This window comes from Pseudomonas sp. SDI, from assembly GCF_003105155.1.
Taxonomy (GTDB): domain Bacteria; phylum Pseudomonadota; class Gammaproteobacteria; order Pseudomonadales; family Pseudomonadaceae; genus Aquipseudomonas.
Genome location: NZ_QETK01000014.1, coordinates 1 through 22,835 on the forward strand (window position 1 = coordinate 1; position 22,835 = coordinate 22,835).

Here is a 22,835-nt window from a genome sequence, read left to right on the forward strand (position 1 = left end):
GCAGGTGCGGAGCGAGGGAACCCCGGAGCGCAGCGCAGGGGCCGTATGCAGGGCCGGGGCGTTTTGCCAACTTTTGCGCCGTCAAAAGTTGGCCGCCGTCAGGGCGGAAGGGGCCGGCAGCCTCGCCACGGCAAATGGATATGCCCCCCAAGATCAAGCGCATCGCCGGCAAGGCCGGCTCCCACACTCCAACCCCGACCAATTACCTAGGTCGTTTTCGTATGCACCTCGACCCCTTTCAACACCGCCTCAGTCAAGGCATGAGACATATCCAGAGACTGCTGAGTCGACCAAAGTAGCGACTGCTGCTCACCCTCGGCCAGTTCCAACGCCTTGACCGTGGTGACTTGAGCACACCGAAGCAGCACAGAAAGATGCACCAGGGCATCTTCGATATCGACCCCCGCGCGTACTGCGAATACTGGATCATGACTGCCTGAGCAAGAAGCGAAGGCCGTGCTGAAGGTTGTTACAGGAGCGCCGGCTGGCGGAGGATCAGGGACAATCTTGTTCATGGTGCAGCTCCTATATCGCCATGGGAGCTACCAGCATCCGCTTGCACACGAATGGGTGGCAGCTGTGCGCAGGTGTGCAAGACCGAGGATATAGGACCCGGCAGACCCGAAGGTCTCCCACGCACAGCCGCCATAAAGCGCCTTCGCGGACATGAGCGCCGAAAAGGTCGTTGGGCGCTGTCGCGCTATATTCTGTCGGGCTTGCACACCCGGCCGCCGAATTGGCAGCGGCTGAGCGAGGATAGAGGACTTGGACTTTGGCGACAACCGGCGAAAGCTGGAGCGGCAACAACTAGGTATGTCAAAGCGTTACCCCCCAACAATCAAATGCATCACCGGCAAGACCAGCGCCCACAAAGATTGCTCACACATTGGGTATGGCCTGCCCCACGGAGTCCATTAAACTCCCCCCTCACCTGCCGCTGACCTCAAGGCCTAGAAATGGAAATTCAATGGTGGATCTGGCTGGTCCTGGGCTTCGGCCTGATCGTTCTGGAACTCGTCCTGCCAACCTTCTTCATCCTCTGGTTCGGCATCGGCGCCGTGGTCGTCGCCGTTATCGCCTGGCTGATCCCGACCCTGCAACTGGACATGCAGGTGCTGCTCTGGGTCGCCCTTTCCAGCACCACCGCCGCCCTCTGGTTCAAGCTCCTGCGCAAAAAAACCGCCGACGTGCGCTGGACCGCCGACACCGCCATCGGTGAAGTCGGTCTGCTCACCCAAACCGTCTCCGAATTCCACAAAGGCCGCGTGCGCTTCCAGAAACCCATCCTCGGCAACGAAGAGTGGACCTGCATCGCCGACGCCGAAATCGCCAGCGGCGAGCGCGTGCGCATCCTCGCCATCGAAGGCAATACCGTGCGCGTCACCCGCGCCTGACACCGCGCCACCCATCAAAGGAAGATTCACGACATGACCAGCCTCATAGTCACCGGCACGATAGCCCTGTTCGTCCTCATCACCCTGTTCAAAGGCGTACGCATCGTGCCGCAAGGCGAAGAGTGGATCGTCGAGCGCCTCGGCCGCTACCACGCCACCCTCAAACCCGGCCTGAACATCCTCATCCCGTACATGGACGTGGTCGCCTACCGCCTGCCAACCAAGGACATCATCCTCGACGTGCAGCAACAGGAAATCATCACCCGCGACAACGCTGTCATCGTCGCCAACGCCCTGTGCTTCGCCAAGGTCGTCGACCCACAGAAGGCTTCCTACGGTGTGCAGGACTTTTCCTATGCCGTGACCAGCCTGACCATGACCTCACTGCGTGCCATCGTCGGCGCCATGGACCTCGACGAAGCCCTCTCCGGCCGCGAACAGATCAAGGCACGCCTGCGTGAAGTGATGTCGGAACAGACCGAAGACTGGGGCGTGACCGTGCGCTCGGTCGAGATCCAGGACATCCGCCCTTCGGAAAACATGCAAGCGGCCATGGAGCGCCAGGCCGCCGCCGAGCGTGAGCGTAAAGCCGACGTGACCCGCGCCGAAGGCGCCAAGCAGGCCGCCATTCTCGAAGCCCAGGCCCGCCAGCAATCGGCCAAACTCGACGCCGAAGCACAGATCAACCTCGCCGAAGCCTCGGCCCAGGCAATCACCCTGGTGAAGAACGCCATCGGCAGCGAAGTCACCCCAGCCATGTACCTGCTCGGCGAACGCTACATCGGCGCCATGGAAAACCTGGCACAAAGCGAAAACGCCAAGATCGTCGTACTGCCGGCCGACCTGCAGGAAACCGTGCGCGGCCTGATGGGGCGCAACAAGGCCTGACCAGGGCCCGCCAGCTGGGGCTGCGGCACTTCATCGCACCCCCGGCTTTTTTACATATACGTGCAACTCTGGCTAAATAGCCACCATCGAATCCTGACCGGATCCCTCCATGCCTCGACATCGGCTTGCCCCCGCCTGGATTGCCTGCCTCGCAGTGCTGTTCAATCTGCTGGCAATGCCGTTGTCTTCGGCAGCGCCCAAGGGCCCGGCCGAGCAACTGTTGTGGGGGGTGTTCTGCGCCGCCGGCGGCAGCAAGATGGTCGCCATCTCGCTCGGCCCGCAAGACGCCACCCCGCAGAACGACGACCACTCGACCATGCAGCACTGCTGGTGCTGCTCCGGCGCCGCACCGCTGCTGGCCCTACCTGGGCAGCCGCTGCAATTGCGGCACCCCAGCCACGATTACCTGGCCAGCCGCACGCCTCAGGCCATTGCCCAGGCCACACCGCGCCAGCAATGGCCGGCGCTCAACCCGCGCGCTTCCCCTTCCGTCTAGATTCACTACGCTCACTGCTGCGAACCCGAATCGACTGGAGAAGCACCATGTTCAAGAACGCCCTGCTGCTGGCCGCCCTGTGCCTGCCGGCGACCTTTGCCAACGCCCACGAATTCACCCAGGGCGAGTTGCACATCGCCCACCCGTGGTCGCAGGAACTGCCGCCCAACGCCCCCAACGTCGCGGCCTATTTCGTCGTGCACAACAACGGCACGGCCGATGACCGCCTGCTCGGCGTCGACAGCCCGATCACCGACCGCGCCGAACTGCACGAACACGTGCACAAGGACGGCCTGATGAAAATGCAGCAAGTGCCCAGCGTCGTGGTGCCCGCCGGCAAAGACCTGGTATTTGCCCCCGGCGCCTACCACGTGATGCTGATGCAGCCCAAGGACCGCAGCCTGCTCAGCGACGGCAAGCACTTCCCGCTGACTCTGCACTTCGAGAAAGCCGGCGACGTCACCGTCGACGTCGCCGTGCAGAAGCAGGCGCCTGAAGGCGCAGCCCATACGCACTGATCGCTGAGCCCTGCTCGTCATGAGCATCGCCCGCAACCGACTCGCCCCGCGCGCAAGGCTCCCTGAACGGACCTTGCGCGGCAGCTGGCTGAGCCTGTTCGCCATGTTGATGATCTTTATCGGCCCACTGGTTTCCCAGTCGATGCCGATGGATCACCGCGCCAGCATGCCGGGCATGTCCATGCCGATGGACATGGACAGCGCGCACGATTGCCACACTGCCAGTGCGAGCGACACCCGCCACGGCGACCCGTCGCTGCATGTGATCTGGGAGAAATGCGGCTACTGCAGCCTGTTCTTCCACTGCCCGGCGTTGCCGCAACCGCTGAGCCTGCTCACCACCACCGCCGCCCCCGCCCCGCGCGGGCTGATCAGCCAACCCCGCCAGGGCCATGCCCGCCAGGCAATATTCCCCGGCGCCCGCTCACGCGCGCCACCGGCCAGCCTCGTCGTCTGAAACCACCGTATGCGCCTGCGCGGCTCGGCACTCGCCGGGCCACGCGCGCACCTTCATGACTGATCGATGTTGGAATCACTATGTCCGGCTACACCGCTGTTTATCGTCTGTCCCTGCAAGGGACCATTGCCGTACTCTGCGGCACCCTGCTCAGCCCGTTGGCCCTGGCCACCGACGCGCACCCCGACGACCACACACACGCCCAGGTTAAGGGCGAACTGAGCCCCACGGTAATCACCGCCGTAGCGCCCAGCTCACCACTGACCATCGTCACCAACCCCAAGGACCCGCGCCAGCCCGTCCCGGCCAGCGACGGCGCCGACTACCTGAAGACCATCCCCGGCTTCTCGGCAATCCGTGCCGGCGGCACCAACGGCGACCCGGTACTGCGCGGCATGTTCGGCTCGCGGCTGAACATTCTCACCAACGGCGGGGTCATGCTCGGCGCCTGCCCGAACCGGATGGACGCGCCCACCTCGTACATCTCGCCGGAAACCTACGACCGCCTGACCGTGATCAAGGGCCCGCAAACCGTGCTCTGGGGCCCGGGCGGGTCGGCCGGGACGATCCTCTTCGAACGTGAGCCGGAGACCTTCGGCGAGCTCGGCACGCGGGTCAACGCCAGCCTGCTGGCCGGCTCCAACGGCCGCTTCGACAAAGTGCTCGATACCGCTGCCGGCAACCGTTACGGCTATGTGCGCTTCGTCGGCAACCAGTCGCGCTCGGACGACTACGACGACGGCAATGGCGACACCGTGCCATCGCGCTGGGACAAGTGGAACGGCGACGTCACCCTCGGCTGGACCCCGGATGCCGACACCCTGCTCGAACTCACCGCCGGCAAGGGCGATGGCGAAGCGCGCTATGCCGGACGTGGCATGGACGGTTCGCAGTTCGAGCGCGAAAGCCTCGGCCTGCGCGTCGAGAAATCCAACCTCGGCGAGGTGCTCGACAAGGTCGAGGCACAGGTCTACTACAACTACGCCGACCATGTGATGGACAACTACAGCCTGCGCAGTTCGCCCACCAGCGGCATGATGGCCGGGCCGATGGTCAGCAACGTCGACCGCCGTACCCTCGGCGGACGGATCAAGGCTACCTGGCGCTGGGACGATGTGGCGCTGGTCGGCGGGATCGACGCGCAAACCAACGAACACCGCCAGCGCGGCGGCATGGGCATCGATGCACATCGCGGCAAGAGCTGGAACAAGGACGCTGACTTCCACAACTACGGCCTGTTCGGTGAACTGACCTGGGACACCAGCAGCCAGGACCGCTTGATCACCGGCGCCCGCCTCGACCGCGCCTCGGCCAAGGACTACCGCAAAGCCAGCCCGACCCGCGACGACACCCGTGCCGATACCCTGCCCAGCGGCTTTGTGCGTTTCGAGCACGACCTGGCGGCGATCCCGGCCACCACCTACATCGGCCTGGGCCATGCGCAGCGTTTCCCCGACTACTGGGAGCTGTTCTCGCCCAAGTCCGGCCCGGACGGTTCGCGCAATGCCTTCGACAAGCTCAAGCCGGAAAAAACCACCCAGCTCGACGTCGGCATCCAGTACAAGACCGAGCAGCTCGAAGCCTGGGCCTCGGGCTACATCGGCCAGGTCCGCGACTACATCCTGTTCGACTACCGGCCGGGGATGATGGGCATGCTCAACTCCCAGGCCGAGAATATCGACGCACGGATCATGGGCGGTGAACTGGGCGCGGCTTATCAGCTGACCAGCAACTGGAAGGCCGATGCGACCCTGGCCTACGCTTGGGGCAAGAACAGCAGCGATGGCAAGGCACTGCCGCAGATGCCACCGCTGGAAAGCCGCCTGGGCCTGACCTACAGCCGCGACGACTGGAGCGCCGGCGCCCTCTGGCGGCTGGTCTCGGCACAGAACCGCATCGACCAGAATGCGGGCAACGTGGTTGGCAAGGACTATGAAAAGAGCGCCGGCTTTGGCGTGTTCTCGCTCAACGGCGCATACCGCGTGAGCAAGAACGTCAAGCTCAGCGCCGGCGTCGACAACCTGTTCGACAAGGCCTATGCCGAGCACCTGAACCTGGCCGGCAACGCCGGGTTCGGTTACCCGGCGAGCGATCCACAGGCGATCAACGAGCCGGGGCGGACGTTCTGGAGCAAGGTCGACCTGAGTTTCTGATGCAACCCGGGGCGCGGTCGTTGGCCGCGCCCTACTCCGGCAGCCATAAGGGAGTGCTCCATGAGCAAACCGCAGATTTCTTTCTACAACCTGGCCTGGCGCTGGCATTTCTATGCCGGGTTGTTCGTCGCACCGTTCATGATTCTGCTGGCCATCACCGGGATCATCTACCTGTTCAAACCGCAGCTCGACCCGTTGCTGTACCGCCCCTTGATGGTCGTAGAAGCTGGCCATCACCGGCACAGCGCCGACAGCCTGCTGGCGTAGGTGAAAGCCGCTTATCCACAGGCCCAGGTCAGCCAGTACCTGCCGGCGTTGAACAGCGCGCGCAGCGCGCAGTTCGTGATCAGCGACGCCGGACGCGAGCTGAATGTGTTCGTCGACCCCTACACCGGCAGCGTGCTCGGCGCGCAGGATGCCAAGCAGAACCTGCAGGCGGTGGCGCGAGCGCTGCACGGCGAGTTGATGATCGGCACCGTTGGCGACCGGCTGATCGAGCTGGCGGCGGGCTGGGGCATCGTTCTGGTGGTGTCCGGGCTGTACCTGTGGTGGCCGCGTGGGCGGGCGACAGCCGGGGTGCTGTGGCCGCGCTTCGGTGCGCGGGGGCGACTGCTGTGGCGCGATCTGCACGCCGTCAGCGGGTTCTGGGGTTCGGCGTTGTTGCTGCTGATGTTGCTCAGTGGCATGACCTGGACCGGGTTCTGGGGCAAGCAGTACGCGGATGTGTGGAATACCTTCCCGGCGGCGATGTGGAACGACGTGCCGACGTCGGATCAGCACGCCGGGACCTTGAACAGTGCCGCGCGCCAGACCGTGCCGTGGGCGCTGGAAAACACGCCGATGCCGGTGTCCGGGGCGCATGCCGAACACATGGGCCATGCTGCAATGAACGATGCGCCGGCAGCGCCGCAGGTGACGTTGCAGCAGGTCGAGGACCTGGCGAACACCCGTGGGGTCGAGCCGGGGTACAGCATTACCCTGCCGACCAGCGCCAGCGGAGTGTTCACCGTGGCGGTGTTTGCCGATGACCCGCGCAACGACGCCACCCTGCATGTCGACCAGTACACCGGGCGGGTGCTGGTGGACGTGCGTTGGGCCGATTACAGCCCGGTGGCGCAGGCGACCGAACTGGGCGTGATGCTGCATGAGGGAAAGATGTTCGGCTGGGTCAACCAGCTGCTGATTCTGTTGGTCTGCCTGCTGATCTTGCTGGGGTCGGTGAGTGGCCTGGTGATGTGGTGGAAACGCCGGCCGCAAGGTGGCCTGGGCGTGCCGCCGCTGCGCCATGACCTGCCGCGCTGGAAGGTGGCGACGGTGGTGATGGTGGGGTTGGGGGTGGCGTTCCCACTGGTGGGGGTGTCGATGCTGGTGGTGTGGGGGCTGGATCGGCTGCTCGGGCGGCGGATGCTGGCGGTTCGGGCCTGACCCTGCCGACGCCAGCCCTGCCCGGTTGAGACGACTTGTCGCGCCAGCGCCGGAAAATCCCGTGTTAACGTAGCCGGCGCTCACTACGTACAAGAAGACTGAACCACAATGGAATGCAGCCTATGACCCGGACCTCGACCCCCGATCCAAGCGAACACCACCTGCAACGCAACCTCAGCAACCGCCACATCCAGCTCATCGCCATCGGCGGCGCCATCGGCACCGGCCTGTTCATGGGCTCCGGCAAAACCATCAGCCTCGCCGGCCCCTCGATCATCTTCGTCTACATGATCATCGGCTTCATGCTGTTCTTCGTCATGCGCGCCATGGGCGAACTGCTGCTGTCGAACCTGAACTACAAATCCTTCATCGATTTTTCCGCCGACCTGCTCGGCCCCTGGGCCGGTTACTTCACCGGCTGGACCTACTGGTTCTGCTGGATCATCACCGGCATCGCCGACGTGATCGCCATCGCCGCCTACTCGCAGTTCTGGTTCCCCGAGCTGCCGCAATGGGCCCCGGCCCTGGCCTGTGTCGGCGTGCTGCTGTCGCTGAACCTGATCACGGTAAAACTGTTCGGCGAAATCGAGTTCTGGTTCGCCATGATCAAGATCGTCGCCATCCTCGCGCTGGTCGGCACCGGCCTGTACATGGTCTTCGCCGGCTTCGAATCGCCCGCCGGACGCACCGCGAGCCTGACCAACCTGTGGAACGACGACGGCATGTTCCCGCACGGCCTGATGGGCTTCTTCGCCGGCTTCCAGATCGCTGTGTTCGCCTTCGTCGGGATCGAGCTGGTGGGCACCACCGCCGCCGAAGCGAAGAACCCCGAACGCACCCTGCCACGGGCCATCAACTCGATCCCGATCCGCATCATCATGTTCTACGTGCTGGCTCTGATCGCGATCATGGCGGTGACCCCATGGCGCGACGTGGTGCCGGGCAAGAGCCCGTTCGTCGAGCTGTTCATCCTCGCCGGCCTGCCCGCCGCCGCCAGCATCATCAACTTCGTGGTGCTGACTTCGGCCGCGTCTTCGGCCAACAGCGGGGTGTTCTCCACCAGCCGCATGCTGTTCGGCCTGGCCCAGCAAGGCGACGCACCAAAGCCATTCGAAACCCTGTCCAAGCGCGATGTGCCGGCCAACGGCCTGTACTTCTCGTGCACCTGCCTGCTGCTCGGTGCAGCGCTGATGTACGTGATCCCGGACCTGGTGGAAGCCTTCACCCTGGTGACCACGGTGTCGGCAATCCTGTTCATGTTCGTCTGGTCGCTGATCCTGCTGTCGTACCTGACCTACCGCAAACAGCGCCAGGCCCTGCACCAGGCCTCGAAGTACAAGATGCCCGGCGGGCGCTTGATGTGCTGGGTATGCCTGGCCTTCTTCGCCGCCATCCTGGTGCTGCTGAGCCTGGAGAGCGATACCCGCCAGGCGCTGATCGTCACGCCGCTGTGGTTCGTGCTGCTGACCATCACCTATCAGTTCGTCCGGCGTAACCGCCAGCAGGCGCTGGCGCCGCAGGCCGACTGAGCCCCCGGCAGGTTGCGCACCAGCACAGCGCAACCTGCCGGGCAGCGTGCACCGGCTAGCTCCAGGCCGGTGCAGGCATGCCCGCTCCTCACACGCAAAACCCCGTCGTAGAGCGCTTGCCCGAGTAGGCACAGCGCTTGCTAAAGCTCCACTCCGAAGTCGACCTCTGCTTGGCAGAACCACTCATCGGAGAGAGCACCATGAAGCGTCGCAGTCTGATCAAGGCCTTTACCCTCAGCGCATCGATTGCAGCGATGGGCTTGAGCTGGAGTATCCAGGCCGCCGAGACCATCAAGGTCGGCATCCTGCATTCGCTGTCGGGCACCATGGCGATTTCCGAGACATCGCTCAAGGACATGGCCCTGATGACCATCGAGCAGATCAACGCCAAGGGCGGGGTGAACGGCAAGCTGCTGGAGCCGGTGGTGGTCGACCCGGCGTCGAACTGGCCGCTGTTCGCCGAAAAGAGCCGCCAGCTGCTGACCCAGGACAAGGTCGCGGTGGTGTTCGGCTGCTGGACCTCGGTGTCGCGCAAGTCGGTATTGCCGGTGTTCGAGGAACTCAACGGGCTGCTGTTCTACCCGGTGCAGTACGAGGGTGAGGAAATGTCGCCAAACGTCTTCTACACCGGCGCGGCGCCCAACCAGCAAGCCATCCCGGCGGTGGAGTACCTGATGAGCGAGGACGGCGGCGCGGCCACGCGCTACTTCCTGTTCGGCACCGACTACGTCTACCCGCGCACCACCAACAAGATCCTGCGTGCGTTCCTGCACAGCAAGGGCGTGGCCGACAAGGACATCGAAGAGGTCTACACGCCGTTCGGCCACAGCGATTACCAGACCATCGTCGCCAACATCAAGAAGTTCTCCGCCGGCGGCAAGACTGCGGTGATCTCCACGGTCAACGGCGACTCCAACGTGCCGTTCTACAAGGAGTTGGCCAACCAGGGCCTGAAGGCCACCGACGTGCCGGTGGTGGCCTTCTCGGTGGGCGAGGAAGAACTGCGCGGTATCGACACCAGGCCGTTGGTCGGCCACCTGGCGGCGTGGAACTACTTCGAGTCGGTGCAGAACCCGGTGAACAGCCAGTTCGTTGCCGACTGGAAAGCCTACGCCAAGGCCAAGCACCTGCCGGGCGCGGACAGGGCGGTAACCAACGATCCGATGGAGGCCACCTACGTCGGCATCCATATGTGGGCGCAGGCGGTCGAGCAGGCCAAGTCCACCGATGTCGACAAGGTTCGTGCGGCGCTGGCTGGGCAGTCGTTCAAGGCACCGTCGGGCTTCACCCTGACCATGGACAAGACCAACCACCACCTGCACAAGCCGGTGATGATCGGCGAGATCCAGGACGACGGGCAGTTCAACGTGGTCTGGGAAACCGAGCAGCCGCTGCGCGCGCAGCCATGGAGCCCATTCATTCCGGGCAACGACAAGCGGCCTGACTATGCGGTGAAAGGCAACTGATTCGGCGGTGACGCTAGCGCGGGCACGGCCCGCTCCCACAGCGGGAAAACTGTTTATGCCGCCCTGTGGGAGCTGGCCTTGCCAGCGACAAGGCCCTGAAGAACAACACAGGAACACCGCCATGCCCAAGGCCCTGCTCTACCTCCTGCTACTGCTGCTACCGCTGGCCGCCCAGGCCGGCGATGCCGAGTTTTTCAGCGCCGCCAAGCCCAACGAGCAGGCCCGCCTGCTCCAGGACTGGGCGGCGCAACCCGAGCCGGCCCGCTTGCCGCTGCTCAACGCGCTGCACCAAGGCCGCCTGAGCGCTGACGACAATCGCAAGCTGCGCCTGAACAACCGCCTGCGCGGGCTGGTCGACAACGCCCTCGCGGCGCACCACCTGCTCAGCGACGACGTCCGCCTGCGCCTCGCCGCCGCCCAGCAATTGCAGAAATCCGCGCAGCCGGCGCAAGTGGCTTTCCTCGACCGCCGCTACGCGGCCGAGGCCGATGCCGGCGTGCAGGCGGCCCTCGGCCTGGCCCTGGCCAACCTGCAGTTGGCGGCGCCCGAACCGGCGGTACGCCTGGCGGCCGTGCGTCTGCTCGGCGAAACCGGCGACCCGCTGGCGCGGACCCGCCTCGAAGCACTGCTCGACCCGACCGTAGAAACCGACCCTGGCGTGCGCACCGCCGCCGAAACCAGCCTGGCCCAGGTCAAGCGCAAGCTGCTGCTCGGCGAACTGCTCGGGCAGGCCTTCAGCGGCCTGTCGCTGGGCTCGATCCTGCTGCTGGCCGCCCTGGGCCTGGCGATCACCTTCGGCCTGCTCGGGGTGATCAACATGGCTCACGGCGAAATGCTCATGCTCGGCGCCTACAGCACCTACATGGTGCAACTGCTGGTGCAACGCTTCGCCCCCGGCGCCCTCGAGTTCTACCCCCTGCTGGCACTGCCGGTGGCCTTCGCGGTCAGCGCCGGGGTCGGCATGCTGCTGGAGCGCACGGTGATCCGTCACCTCTACGGCCGGCCGCTGGAAACCCTGCTGGCCACCTGGGGCATCAGCCTGATCCTGATCCAGGCGATCCGCCTGCTGTTCGGCGCGCAGAACGTCGAAGTGGCCAACCCGGCCTGGCTTTCCGGCGGCATTCAGGTGCTGCCGAACCTGGTGCTGCCGTACAGCCGCATCGTCATCATCGGCTTCGCGCTGTGCGTGGTGCTGCTGACCTGGTTGCTGCTCAACCGCACCCGGCTCGGCCTGAACGTGCGGGCGGTCACCCAGAACCGCAACATGGCCGCCTGCTGCGGGGTGCCGACCGGGCGCGTGGACATGCTCGCCTTCGGCCTCGGCTCGGGCATCGCCGGCCTCGGCGGGGTGGCCCTGAGCCAGATTGGCAACGTCGGCCCGGACCTCGGCCAGAGCTACATCATCGACTCGTTCCTGGTGGTGGTGCTCGGCGGCGTCGGGCAACTGGCCGGCAGCCTCTGGGCGGCCTTCGGCCTGGGCATCGCGAATAAATTGCTGGAACCGCAGATCGGTGCGGTGCTCGGCAAGATCCTTATCCTTGCGCTGATCATTCTGTTCATCCAGAAGCGTCCGCAAGGCCTGTTCGCCCTCAAGGGACGGGTAATCGACTGATGAACCAGCCTCTGCTTGTGACTGCCACGCAAAAAGCCGGCCCGCACCTGTCGCTGGCCATCGGCGCCGTCGTGCTGCTGGTGCTGCTCGCCCTGCCGCTGCTATCGCTGCTGCCCGCCGGGCACAGTTTGCAGGTGTCGGCCTACACCCTGACGCTGGTCGGCAAGATCCTCTGCTACGCCATCGTCGCCCTGGCCCTGGACCTGGTCTGGGGCTATGCCGGGCTGCTTTCGCTCGGCCACGGCCTGTTCTTCGCCCTGGGCGGTTACGCGATGGGCATGTACCTGATGCGCGAAGCGGCCGGCGACAGCCTGCCGGCGTTCATGACCTTCCTGTCGTGGAGCGAGCTGCCCTGGTACTGGGCCGGCACCCAGCACTTCGCCTGGGCGCTGTGCCTGGTGGTGCTGGCGCCGGGCTTGCTGGCGCTGGTGTTCGGCTTCTTCGCCTTCCGTTCACGGATCAAGGGCGTGTATTTCTCGATCATGACCCAGGCGCTGACCTTTGCCGGCATGCTGCTGTTCTTCCGCAACGAAACCGGCTTTGGCGGCAACAACGGCTTCACCCACTTTCGCAGCATCCTCGGCTTCGAAATCACCGCGCCCGGCACCCGGGCGACGCTGTTCCTGCTCACCGTGGCACTGCTGCTGGCCAGCCTGCTGCTCGGTTGGCGGCTGGCGCGCAGCAAATTCGGCCGGGTGCTGACGGCACTGCGCGATGCCGAAAACCGGCTGATGTTCTGCGGCTACGACCCGCGCGGTTTCAAGCTCTTCGTCTGGGTGCTGAGCGCGGTGCTGTGCGGCCTGGCTGGGGCGCTGTATGTGCCGCAGGTGGGCATCATCAACCCCAGTGAAATGTCGCCGACCCATTCCATCGAAGCCGCCGTGTGGGTGGCCCTGGGTGGGCGCGGCACGCTGATCGGGCCGCTGCTCGGCGCCGGGCTGGTGAACGGCATGAAGAGCTGGTTCACCGTGGCCTTCCCCGAGTTCTGGCTGTTCTTCCTCGGCGCGCTGTTCATTCTGGTGACGCTGTACCTGCCCAAGGGCGTGGTCGGTCTGCTGAAGAAAAGGGGCGAACAATGAGAAGCGTACCGTTACCGGCCGTGCACCCGGAATTCATGCTCGAACCGCTCCTCGACGGCGCCGGCCGCGACGCCATCGGCCTTGGCCAGCGCCGCGAGCCGGGGCTCGACGTGCGCCACGGCACTGTGCTCACGCTGGAGGACCTCAGTGTCAGCTTCGATGGTTTCAAGGCGTTGAACGCGCTGAACCTCTACATCGGCGTGGGCGAGCTGCGCTGCATCATCGGCCCGAACGGCGCCGGCAAAACCACGCTGATGGACGTGATCACCGGCAAGACCCGGCCCAGCGCCGGCAAGGCCTGGTTCGGCGAGACCCTGGACCTGACGCGAATGAGCGAAGTGCAGATCGCCCAGGCCGGTATCGGTCGCAAGTTCCAGAAGCCGACGGTGTTCGAGGCGCTGACCGTGTACCAGAACCTGGAGCTGGCGCAGCACACCGACAAATCAGTGTGGGCCAGCCTGCGTGCGCGCCTGAGCGGCGCGCAGAAGGATCGCATCGACGAGGTGCTGCGCACGATCCGGCTGGAGGCGGCGCAGCAGCGCCTGGCCGGGTTGCTCTCGCATGGGCAGAAGCAGTTCCTGGAGATCGGCATGCTGCTGATGCAGGAACCACAGTTGCTGCTGCTCGACGAGCCGGTGGCGGGGATGACCGATGCCGAGACCGAATTTACCGCCGAACTGTTCAAGGGCCTGGCCGGCAAGCATTCGCTGATGGTGGTGGAGCACGACATGGGCTTTGTCGGCAGCATTGCCGACCATGTGACGGTGCTGCACCAGGGCAGCGTGCTGGCCGAAGGCTCGCTGGAGCAGGTGCAGGCGGATGACCGGGTGATCGAGGTGTACCTCGGTCGATAGCTTCAAGAGCATCGCGGGCTAGTCCCGCGATGAGGCCAGCCAGAACAATACAAGGTTCAAAGCATGCTGAAGATCGACTCCCTGCACCAATACTACGGCGGCAGCCACATCCTGCGCGGCCTCTCCTTCGAGGCCAGGGTCGGCGAAGTGACCTGCCTGCTCGGCCGCAACGGCGTCGGCAAGACGACCCTGCTGCGTTGCCTGATGGGCCTGCTGCCAGCGCGTGAGGGCAGTGTGCACTGGGAAGGCCAGGCCATCACCGGCTTCAAGCCGCACCAGCGGGTGCGGGCCGGGATTGCCTACGTGCCGCAGGGTCGGGAAATTTTCCCGCGGCTGAGTGTGGAGGAAAACCTGCTGATGGGCCTGTCGCGCTTCAGTGCCGGAGACGCCCGTGAAGTGCCGGCATTCATCTACGAGCTGTTCCCGGTGCTGCTGCAGATGAAACAGCGTCGTGGCGGCGACCTTTCCGGCGGCCAGCAGCAACAACTGGCAATCGGCCGTGCCCTGGCCAGCCGGCCACGCCTGCTGATCCTCGACGAACCCACCGAGGGCATCCAGCCGTCGGTGATCAAGGAGATCGGCACGGTGATCGGCACGCTTGCCGCGCGCGGCGACATGGCAATTCTGCTGGTGGAACAGTTCTACGACTTTGCCGCCGGGCTGGCCGACCAGTACCTGGTGATGTCGCGGGGCGAGATCGTGCAGCAGGGCCGTGGCGAAAACATGGAGGCCGAGGGTGTGCGCGGCCTGGTAACCATTTAATCTGACGCCCTGCTCAACGCTTCGAGAACCTGCCATGACCTACCTGATCCGCGATGCCGTGCATGCCGACCTGCCAGGTATCCGTGACATCTACAACGATGCCGTGCTCAACACCACGGCGATCTGGAACGAACAACCGGTCGACCTCGGCAACCGCCAGGCCTGGTTTGCCGCGCGCCAGGCGCAGCAGTACCCGATTCTGGTGGCGGTGAATGCAGCGGGCGAGGTGCTGGGCTATTCGTCGTTCGGCGACTGGCGGCCGTTCGAGGGTTTCCGCTACACCGTGGAGCATTCGGTGTATATCCGCGCCGATCAGCGTGGCAACGGCCTGGGGCCGGCGCTGATGCTGGCGTTGATCGAACGCGCCAGGGCCTGCGGCAAGCACGTGATGGTGGCCGCGATTGAAAGCGGCAATGCCGCATCGGTACGCCTGCATCAGCGACTGGGCTTTACCCAGAACGGCAGTATGCCGCAGGTGGGGGTGAAGTTTGGGCGCTGGCTGGATCTGACGTTTATGCAGTTGATCCTGAACCCAGGGGCGCAGCCTGGGCGGTAGGGCCCCTTCGCGGGACTAGCCCGCTCCCACAGGGTACAGCGGTGATCTTGTGGGAGCGGCGGTGCGGCGACCCGACTCATCCCGCGATGAAGTCAGCCCTGCACAAACCGGCCCAACCGCTGCTTGAGCATCGAATTCTCACTGCGCAGCTGCTGCACTTCCTCCAGCAACTCCAGCGCCAGCGCTACCCCTTCCCACTCCAGCTCAAGCTCCTGATGCAGCTTGGCAGCGCGTTTGGCCAGCACCGGCGCGTGGTCGTCGAACAGCCAATCCTCCGGCGTTCGCCCCGACGGTTCAACAATGCCGTGCTCGACGATCTCGATCACGTAGTCCGCCGGTAAGTCGGCTTCCTGACAAAGGGTACGCATGTCCAGTTGAACGATCAGGGTACTGCTCATGGTCACTTACTCCATTGAGTTCGCGGGTTGAACGCGGCCTTCTCCGCCAGTTTGCTCCACAATTCCTTCACCGCCGCGTCCGACTGCGTCGGCATCACCACCTTCAGTTGCGCATACAGGTCGCCACGCTGGCCCTGCTTGTTGCTCAGGCCCATGCCCTTGATCCGCAGGCGCTGGCCACTCTGGCTGTCGGGACGAATGGTCAGGTTGACCTTGCCGGTCAGGGTCGGCATCTCGACCTTGGTGCCCAACGCCGCTTCCCACGGTGCCAGCGGCACGGTGATGATCAGGTCATGACCTTCGACATCGAACAACGGATGCGGTGCCAGGCGAATGATCAGGAACAGGTCGCCATTCGCCCCGCCGCCAATGCCCGGTGCGCCCTGGCCCTTGAGGCGGATACGCTCGCCGTCGGTGACCCCGGCCGGAATCTTCACGTTGAGGGTCTTGGTGGTGTCACCGGTACGCTGCCCGGCCGCGTTGTATTGCGGCACCTGGAAGCTGATTTTCTTCGATTCGTTGGCCAGGGTTTCCTCTAGGAAAATCGCCAGTTCCATTTCCACGTCTTGCCCTCGCCGACCGGCGCTGCGTTGCTGGCCACGGCCAAACGGGTTGCCGTTGCCACGCCCGGCCGAGCCGAAAATGGAGCTGAAGAAGTCCGAGAAGTCGCCGCCCTCGCCGAAACCGCCACCGGCGCCGCCACGGCTTTCCCAGCCCGGCGGGCCCTGGAACGGCCGGCCATGCTGACCGTACTTGCGCAGTTCGTCGTATTCGGCGCGTTTTTCCGGGCTGCCCAAGGCCTCGTAGGCCTCGTTGGCCTCCTTGAATTTTTCTTCGGCGTCGCGTTCTTTGCTGACGTCGGGGTGATACTTGCGCGCAAGCTTGCGGTAGGCGGTCTTGATCGCCTTTTCGTCCGCAGTCGGCTCTACGCCAAGGATCTTGTAATAGTCTTTGAAGTCCATCTAAGCGATCACCAATGTTGTCGAATGCTTCACTGCTGCTGAAGATTGGGGTCAAGCATAGCCTTTCAAGGCAACCAAAGGTTTGCTGCCGAGCAGATATTCGGTCTTGATTCTGTCGCCGACTGGCATACACTGCGCGGCCGTTTTTCCCCCGCAAGGTTTCCCCCATGAGTCAACCTTCCCCGGCCCGCGCCTGCGGCATCGACTTCGGCACCTCCAACTCCACCGTCGGCTGGCACCGCCCGGGCGAGGAAACGCTGATCGCCCTGGAAGACGGCAAGATCACCTTGCCCTCGGTCGTGTTCTTCAACATCGAGGAGCGCCGCCCGGCCTACGGCCGCATGGCCCTGCACGAATACCTCGAAGGCTACGAAGGCCGGTTGATGCGTTCGCTGAAGAGCCTGCTGGGCTCCAAGCTGATCAAGCACGACACCAGCGTGCTGGGCACCGCCCTGCCGTTCAAGGACCTGCTGGGGATGTTCATCGGCGAGCTGAAAAAACGCGCCGAACACAATGCCGGTCGCGCATTCGATGACGTGGTGCTGGGCCGCCCGGTGTTCTTCGTCGACGACGATCCGGCCGCCGACCAGGAAGCCGAAGACACCCTGGCGGAGGTGGCGAAGAAGATTGGCTTCAAGAACGTCTCGTTCCAGTACGAGCCGATTGCGGCGGCGTTCGACTATGAGTCGAACATCAGCAAGGAAGAGCTGGTGCTGATCGTCGACATCGGCGGCGGTACATCGGACTTCTCGCTGGTGCGCCTGGCGCCGGAACGGCACATGCTCGACGACCGCCAGGGCGACATTCTCGCCACCGGCGGCGTGCACATCGGCGGCACCGACTTCGACAAGCAACTGAGCCTGCAGGGCGTGATGCCCCTGTTTGGCTATGGCAGCCGGATGAAAAGCCAGGCCCTGATGCCCACCAGCTATCACCTGAACCTGGCGACCTGGCACACCATCAACTCGGTGTACTCGCAGAAGTCGCAGCTGGCGCTGGGCAGCATGCGTTACGACATCGAGGATACCGGCGGTATCGACCGGCTGTTCAAGCTGATCGAGCAGCGTGCCGGGCACTGGCTGGCGATGGAAGTGGAAGCGACCAAGATCGAACTGACCCAGGCGCAGGCGCGCCGGGTGGATCTGGGACGGATCGAGCAGGGCCTGGCAGTGGACCTGAGCCGGGCGCTGTTCGAGGCCTCCATCGAGAACCTGCTGGCGCGCGTGCGCGCTAGCGTCGACGAGCTGCTGCTCAAGGCTGGTGTGGGTGTGGAGCAGGTCGATACGGTGTTCTTCACCGGCGGTTCGAGCGGCATCCCGGCGCTGCGCCAGAGCGTGGCGGCGATGCTGCCGAATGCGCAGCATGTGGAAGGCAACATCTTCGGCAGCATCGGCAGCGGGCTGGCGATCGAGGCGCGCAAGCGTTACGGTTGAGGCCCTAGCGCGGGGCGAGCCCGCACCCACAGCAGACCCTGTGGGGGTGGGCTCGTCCCGCGCCAGGCTTCACACCAGCTCCGCCCGCTTCAGCTCACTCTTCAGGTACGCATAGTAGATCGGCCCCGCTACCACCCCGGGCAGGCCGAACGCGGCCTCGAACACCAGCATCGCCAGCAGCAGCTCCCACGACTTGGCGCTGATCTGCCCACCGACGATCCGCGCGTTGAGGAAGTACTCGACCTTGTGGATAACGATCAGGTAGCCCAACGCCGCCATCGCCACCCAGATCGACAGCGACAGGCCGACGATGGTGATCAGCGTGTTCGACATCAGGTTGCCGATCACCGGCAACAAGCCCAGCAGGAAGGTCAGCACGATCAGCGTCTTGGTCAATGGCAGGTGCACGCCGAACATCGGCAGTACCACCGCCAGGAAGACCCCGGTAAACGCCGTGTTCAGCAGCGAGATCTTGATCTGCGCAAAGACGATATTGCGAAACGCCTGCACCAGCAGCGCCAACCGCTCGAACAACGCCCCCGCCAACGGCTTGCGCCGCGAGATGTCGGGGATCCGCTGCAAGGCCACAATCGCGCCGAGGATCATCCCGATCAGCAGGGTGACGAACATGTGCGCCGCGCCCTTGCCCACCAGTTGCAGCTCACCGAGGTGGGTCTTCAGCCATTCGCCAATCGCCACCTTGAACTCGGCCGCACTGGCCGGCAGGTAGGCATCGACAAACGGCGGCAGTTGCCCACGCGCCTGATCCACCAGCAGCATGAACTTGTCCAGCGAGGCGCCGGGGTTTTCCGCCTCATGCAGCAAAAAGCTGATCGCGCCGGCAAACAGCAAGGTCAGTACGCTGACGATCAGGGTGCCGAGCAACGCCACCGCCAACCAGCGCGCGCGCTCCCCGGCCAGCAGGTGCTGTAGCTTCGGCGTGAGCATGTTGACCAGCTCGAACACCAGCAAGCCGGCCAGCAGGCTCGGCAGCAACTTGAGCGGCAACACCAGCAACAGCCCGCCGAACACGATGATCCAACTGGCAAGGACTACCTGACGCTGGGTGAAAGTCATACAACCTCGAACGGGCACGCCAATAAAGCAGGCAGTCTGCCAGCCTTCGGCGGACAGGCATAGGGCCGTGCGGCGACGCGGTGCGCGCCATTGCCACAGGGCAACAACGCGCACGCAGGCGGGGTCATTTTTTCAGGCAGGTACTCATGAACGCCTTGCGTTCATCACCCTTGAGCGCCTTGGTGGCGGCTTCGGCGTTGCAGCGCTTCATCTTTTCCTGTTGCGCGGTGAGCGGCTTGGCCGCCGGGTCCGCCTTGAGGCAGGTGCTCATGAACGCCTTGCGCTCATCGCCCTTGAGCGCCTTGGTGGTGGCGTCGGCGTTGCAGGTTTTCATTTTGTTCTGCTGAGCCGTGTCGGCGAATCCTTGTGAGCACATCAACAATCCCAACAGCAGCAACGGCATACGCAACAGTTTCATGGAGTCGTCTCCTGGTTGCCGCGCCCTGCGCGCAGCCTCGACCTCAGTGTAGACAAGAATTTTTACACGCTTTCAGGCACGCCGCGCCTGCCGCCGGTACTGCTCCGGGGTGCAACGGGCCTGGCGCTGGAACATGGCGATGAACGCCGAGGGCGTGCTGTAGCCGAGGTCGAAGGCAATCTCCTGGATCGACTGGCTGCCCTCCAGTGCCTCGATGGCGCGCAGGTAGCGCAAGCGCTGCCGCCACTCGCCGAAGCTGATGCCCAGCTCGCGGACGAACTGCCGAGCCAGGGTGCGCTCGCTGACATGCACCTGCGCCGCCCACTCGCCCAGCGCACGGTTATCCCCAGGCTCGGCGTGCAGCGCCTGGAGCACCGCGAGCAGGCCGGGGCTTTGCGCGTACGGCAGGTAGCAGGTCTGCATCGGTGCGCGCTGCAACTGGTCGACCAGCACCTGCGCCAGGCGCTGGTCGGCCGGGTCTTGCGGGATATGCACGTCGCGGCTGGCGAAGTCGCCGAGAATCGCCTTGAGGATGCCGCTGATCACCAGCGTACAGGCCTGCGCCGGCAGTGCCGCGCACAGCTCGCGGGTCAGGTACACCGAGCGGTAGACGATGGCCTGCGGGTTATAACAGCTGTGTTCGGTGTCGGGCGGAATCCACACCGCGTAATGCGGCGGCGAATAGAAGTGCTGGCCACCGATCTCCAGTTGCATCACCCCGTGCGCCGCGTAGTTGAGCTGGCCCCAGGCGTGCCGGTGCGCGGCGCTGTGGGTGTCGGCACCGAACTCGTCGTAGCGGAAGTACACCGGCGCCGGCAAGGCGTCGAACTGCGGGATGGCGAGGTATTTGCGGGTCATGCTCGGGCGATTGTCTGGATCGATGGGCGGCTTGTCTGGATCGAAGTATAAGCTGCAAGACAGACAAGCGGATAATGGCCAGCGTTATCCCTCAGAGTTCCTGCTTCATGAATTACGCGTTTCCCTTACTGGCAATCCTGATCTGGGCCGGCAACACGGTGGTCAACAAGCTGGCCGTCGGCGCCATCTTCCCGGCCGAAATCGGCTTCTGGCGCTGGCTGCTGGCCGGCCTGCTGTTCACGCCCTTCATGCTCCGCCCGGTACTGCGCAACTGGCCGAACATCCGCCCGCACCTGGGCAAGATCTTCATCCTCGGCGTGCTCGGCATGGCCGTGTACCAGAGCCTGGCGTACTTCGCCGCAGCGATCACCACGGCCACCAACATGGGCATCATCCTTTCGCTGATGCCGCTGATGTCGCTGGCCCTGGCGATCATCAGCCTGGGGCAACGACTCACCGCCGGCGCGCTGGTCGGCGCCGTGGTGTCGTTTGCCGGGGTGCTGCTGGTGGTGTCCGGCGGCAGCTTCGCGACCGTGCTCGAACATGGCCTGAACCTCGGCGACGCGATGATGCTGATCGCCACCCTGGCCTACGCCGTGTACAGCACACTGCTGAAGAAATGGCAGCTGCGCCTGCCGCCCTTACAGTTGCTGTACCTGCAGGTGCTGGTGGCGATTGTGGTGCTGTTGCCGCTGTACCTGATGTCGCCGCACAGCGGGTTGGGCCTGGGCAATATCAGCCTGGTACTGTACGCCTGCGTGCTCGCCTCGATGATCGCGCCCTTGGCCTGGATGCGGGCGGTGAGCCGCCTCGGGCCGAGCCGCACGACGCTGTTCTTCAACCTGCTGCCGATCGTCACCGCGCTGATCGCCTCGGTGGTGCTTGGCGAGCAGTTGGCCCTGTATCACCTGGTGGGCGGCCTGCTGACCCTGGCCGGGGTGGTCCTCGCCGAACGCTGGACCACCCCGCTGCGGCGCCTCAAAGCCCAGCCGCCTTCAACCGCGCCGCGTGCTCGGTAAACAGGCGGACCGGCTCGGCGCCCTTGCCGACAGCGCCAAGTGACTGGTTGACGATATCCAGGTGATCGAGCGGGTAGTTGTCGCCGATCACCTGGCCCAGGTGCGAACTGAAGCGCCCGACCATGCCGTCGCACTGCCCCGCTTCACGCACGAAGGTGCGGGCAAACAGCCGGCAGAAGCGGCTGCTGCCGTCCAGCCGGTTCAGGCCACGGTCGGTAATGCCCGGCTGCAAGGTGCCGGACCACGAGTAATAGCGCACGCCATCGACCTCGGCCGGGCCTTCGCCGCCCCAGGTAGTGGGCAGGCCCTGCGGGCATTGCTGGTTGAACAGTGCGACCCCAGCGGCGGTCAGCGAATGGTGCGAGGCGTGCACGTCGATGGGCAGGCGTGGCCCGCGCCAGCCGGTTTCCAGCCAGTGCATCAGCACGCCCAGGCCATGCAGCAGGGCCTTGAGCAGGCGCCCGCGCGGCGAATCGCTTGGGTAATGCTGGTGCAGGTAGTCGGCCAGCTCCGAGCCGTGGTTGGGCCCGGCGATGGAGGTCACCGAGGCCACCCATTCCGGCCGTTTCGCCGCGGCGTAGCGGGCGCTCAGCGCACCCTGGCTGTGGCCGAGCAGGTTGACCTTGTCGGCGCCGCTGCGCCGCCGGATGTCCGCGATGATCGCCAGCAACTGCTCGCCGCGCACTTCGGTGCTGTTGAGCGGCGAGACCTGGATGGCGAACACCTCGGCGCCGCCGCGGCGCAGGGCGGCAACGATACCGAACCAGTAGGGGTACAGCAGCAGACGCACGAAGCCGAGCATGCCCGGTACCAGAACCAGTGGATAACGTGTGGCAAGTGCACGCGACATGGCGGCGTTCCCGATCCGTGGAGGCTCGGCACACACTACAGGCAGCGCGTCGGCATGCCAATCGAACTCCTGGCGTGCGCTGTGGTTCCAATCAGGTAACGGGCCATGACGGCTCACCCGAAGGAGCGCAACCATGTACAAGCACGTTCTGGCAGTCGTTCTGGCAAGTGCCACCCTGGTCGGCTGCGGCAGCCGCCCGGAAAACCCGATCAACTACGCCACCTACCGCGACGAACCGTTAGTCAAGCAGGTGGAGAACGGCATGACCATGCAGCGGGTCATTGCCATTGGCGGCAGCCCGTCGACAGTGATCGACCTGCCCCACGGTGGCACCTGCAACAACTATGTGCTCAACCATGAGGGCCGCCAGCAGCCTTATTACGTGCGCTTCGATGCCACCGGGCATGTCGACGCGAAAGGCTTCAAGACCTGTGAGCAGCGCCAGAAGGATGACCTCGCGGTCTCCGCTGCATAACCCTGTTTCAGCCTGGAGAAGATAATGAGCAAGGTAGCACTGACCGATGAGAACACCCTGCGCGAGCGTGGCGGCGGACGAGTTTCTCGAACATGCCACCCAGGCGCTGGAACATGCCGACGATAGGGTGGATCTGTTGAACGGGTTGTAAGCCTC

Annotated in this window: 23 protein-coding genes and 2 pseudogenes; 18 read left to right on the forward strand and 7 right to left on the reverse strand. The window is 64.7% G+C overall.

The genetic code is table 11. From position 1 onward, the window contains the following. Positions 1–206: 206 nt before the first annotated feature. Positions 207–515 carry a DUF3077 domain-containing protein gene (locus tag DCO48_RS11185; protein WP_116550672.1) on the reverse strand — a complete coding sequence of 103 codons (309 nt, stop codon included), beginning with the start codon at positions 513–515 and terminating at the stop codon, positions 207–209. 441 nt (positions 516–956) lie between these two features. Here DCO48_RS11185 and DCO48_RS11190 point away from each other — a divergent pair, with 441 nt between their 5' ends. The 14 genes and pseudogenes from DCO48_RS11190 to DCO48_RS11255 all read left to right on the forward strand — a co-directional run bounded on the left by DCO48_RS11190 (position 957) and on the right by DCO48_RS11255 (position 15,189). Continuing rightward, the gene (locus tag DCO48_RS11190) at positions 957–1,394 is read left to right on the forward strand and encodes an NfeD family protein (RefSeq protein ID WP_116550673.1); all 438 of its coding nucleotides are present in this window, start codon (positions 957–959) and stop codon (positions 1,392–1,394) included. 33 nt (positions 1,395–1,427) lie between these two features. Further along, positions 1,428–2,282, forward strand: coding sequence for an SPFH domain-containing protein (locus DCO48_RS11195; protein WP_116550674.1), 855 nt, complete (start codon positions 1,428–1,430; stop codon positions 2,280–2,282). Between the two features lie 109 nt (positions 2,283–2,391). Further along, entirely contained in the window at positions 2,392–2,778 is a 387-nt protein-coding gene (locus tag DCO48_RS11200; protein WP_116550675.1) for a DUF2946 domain-containing protein, read from the forward strand. 47 nt (positions 2,779–2,825) lie between these two features. Next, positions 2,826–3,296, forward strand: a complete 471-nt coding sequence (locus DCO48_RS11205; protein WP_116550676.1) for a copper chaperone PCu(A)C — start codon at positions 2,826–2,828, stop codon at positions 3,294–3,296. A 19-nt stretch (positions 3,297–3,315) separates the two neighbouring features. Continuing rightward, a complete protein-coding gene (locus DCO48_RS11210; RefSeq protein WP_116550677.1) occupies positions 3,316–3,753 on the forward strand; it encodes a DUF2946 domain-containing protein in 438 nt (145 codons plus the stop codon). Between the two features lie 80 nt (positions 3,754–3,833). After that, positions 3,834–5,906, forward strand: coding sequence for a TonB-dependent copper receptor (locus DCO48_RS11215; protein WP_116550678.1), 2,073 nt, complete (start codon positions 3,834–3,836; stop codon positions 5,904–5,906). A gap of 60 nt (positions 5,907–5,966) precedes the next feature. Continuing rightward, a pseudogene (locus DCO48_RS11220) lies at positions 5,967–7,331 on the forward strand (PepSY-associated TM helix domain-containing protein). 122 nt (positions 7,332–7,453) lie between these two features. Beyond that, the gene (cycA, locus tag DCO48_RS11225) at positions 7,454–8,860 is read left to right on the forward strand and encodes a D-serine/D-alanine/glycine transporter (protein ID WP_116550679.1); all 1,407 of its coding nucleotides are present in this window, start codon (positions 7,454–7,456) and stop codon (positions 8,858–8,860) included. Between the two features lie 200 nt (positions 8,861–9,060). Further along, complete coding sequence (urtA, locus tag DCO48_RS11230) at positions 9,061–10,326, forward strand: urea ABC transporter substrate-binding protein (protein ID WP_116550680.1); 1,266 nt, start codon at positions 9,061–9,063, stop codon at positions 10,324–10,326. A gap of 121 nt (positions 10,327–10,447) precedes the next feature. Next, the gene (gene urtB, locus DCO48_RS11235) at positions 10,448–11,938 is read left to right on the forward strand and encodes an urea ABC transporter permease subunit UrtB (protein ID WP_116550681.1); all 1,491 of its coding nucleotides are present in this window, start codon (positions 10,448–10,450) and stop codon (positions 11,936–11,938) included. Continuing rightward, positions 11,938–13,017: an urea ABC transporter permease subunit UrtC gene (urtC, locus tag DCO48_RS11240; RefSeq protein WP_116550682.1), complete on the forward strand. Its 1,080-nt coding sequence runs from the start codon at positions 11,938–11,940 to the stop codon at positions 13,015–13,017. The genes urtB and urtC overlap by 1 nt, the downstream gene beginning before the upstream one ends. Continuing rightward, positions 13,014–13,871, forward strand: coding sequence for an urea ABC transporter ATP-binding protein UrtD (urtD, locus tag DCO48_RS11245; protein WP_165840762.1), 858 nt, complete (start codon positions 13,014–13,016; stop codon positions 13,869–13,871). The genes urtC and urtD overlap by 4 nt, the downstream gene beginning before the upstream one ends. 63 nt (positions 13,872–13,934) lie before the next feature. Beyond that, entirely contained in the window at positions 13,935–14,633 is a 699-nt protein-coding gene (urtE, locus tag DCO48_RS11250; protein ID WP_116550684.1) for an urea ABC transporter ATP-binding subunit UrtE, read from the forward strand. A 34-nt stretch (positions 14,634–14,667) separates the two neighbouring features. Continuing rightward, entirely contained in the window at positions 14,668–15,189 is a 522-nt protein-coding gene (locus DCO48_RS11255) for a GNAT family N-acetyltransferase (RefSeq protein ID WP_116550685.1), read from the forward strand. Positions 15,190–15,281: 92 nt separating this feature from the next. On the opposite strand, the gene DCO48_RS11260 is transcribed toward DCO48_RS11255, so the two are convergent. Both DCO48_RS11260 and cbpA read right to left on the reverse strand, forming a co-directional pair. After that, positions 15,282–15,587 (reverse strand): chaperone modulator CbpM, encoded by a 306-nt coding sequence (locus DCO48_RS11260; protein ID WP_116550686.1) that lies wholly within the window; start codon positions 15,585–15,587, stop codon positions 15,282–15,284. A gap of 2 nt (positions 15,588–15,589) precedes the next feature. After that, positions 15,590–16,549 carry a curved DNA-binding protein gene (cbpA, locus tag DCO48_RS11265; RefSeq protein ID WP_116550687.1) on the reverse strand — a complete coding sequence of 320 codons (960 nt, stop codon included), beginning with the start codon at positions 16,547–16,549 and terminating at the stop codon, positions 15,590–15,592. A 167-nt stretch (positions 16,550–16,716) separates the two neighbouring features. On the opposite strand from cbpA, the gene DCO48_RS11270 reads away from it, so the two are divergent. Next, entirely contained in the window at positions 16,717–17,982 is a 1,266-nt protein-coding gene (locus tag DCO48_RS11270) for an Hsp70 family protein (RefSeq protein WP_116550688.1), read from the forward strand. Positions 17,983–18,051: 69 nt separating this feature from the next. Here DCO48_RS11270 and DCO48_RS11275 read toward each other — a convergent pair whose 3' ends face one another. From DCO48_RS11275 to DCO48_RS11285, 3 genes are all read right to left on the reverse strand, one after another. After that, positions 18,052–19,059, reverse strand: coding sequence for an AI-2E family transporter (locus tag DCO48_RS11275; RefSeq protein WP_116550689.1), 1,008 nt, complete (start codon positions 19,057–19,059; stop codon positions 18,052–18,054). Positions 19,060–19,183: 124 nt separating this feature from the next. Next, positions 19,184–19,477: a PsiF family protein gene (locus DCO48_RS11280; protein ID WP_116550690.1), complete on the reverse strand. Its 294-nt coding sequence runs from the start codon at positions 19,475–19,477 to the stop codon at positions 19,184–19,186. Between the two features lie 72 nt (positions 19,478–19,549). After that, positions 19,550–20,335 (reverse strand): helix-turn-helix domain-containing protein, encoded by a 786-nt coding sequence (locus DCO48_RS11285; protein ID WP_116550691.1) that lies wholly within the window; start codon positions 20,333–20,335, stop codon positions 19,550–19,552. A 107-nt stretch (positions 20,336–20,442) separates the two neighbouring features. On the opposite strand from DCO48_RS11285, the gene DCO48_RS11290 reads away from it, so the two are divergent. Next, positions 20,443–21,354: a DMT family transporter gene (locus tag DCO48_RS11290; RefSeq protein ID WP_116550781.1), complete on the forward strand. Its 912-nt coding sequence runs from the start codon at positions 20,443–20,445 to the stop codon at positions 21,352–21,354. Here DCO48_RS11290 and DCO48_RS11295 read toward each other — a convergent pair. After that, the gene (locus DCO48_RS11295) at positions 21,314–22,204 is read right to left on the reverse strand and encodes a triacylglycerol lipase (RefSeq protein ID WP_116550692.1); all 891 of its coding nucleotides are present in this window, start codon (positions 22,202–22,204) and stop codon (positions 21,314–21,316) included. The two genes, DCO48_RS11290 and DCO48_RS11295, sit on opposite strands and share 41 nt — an antisense overlap. A gap of 133 nt (positions 22,205–22,337) precedes the next feature. On the opposite strand from DCO48_RS11295, the gene osmE reads away from it, so the two are divergent. Continuing rightward, positions 22,338–22,679, forward strand: coding sequence for an osmotically-inducible lipoprotein OsmE (gene osmE, locus DCO48_RS11300; RefSeq protein WP_116550693.1), 342 nt, complete (start codon positions 22,338–22,340; stop codon positions 22,677–22,679). Between the two features lie 61 nt (positions 22,680–22,740). Further along, a pseudogene (locus tag DCO48_RS23240) lies at positions 22,741–22,824 on the forward strand (bacterioferritin); the annotation flags it as partial. Positions 22,825–22,835: the final 11 nt, after the last annotated feature.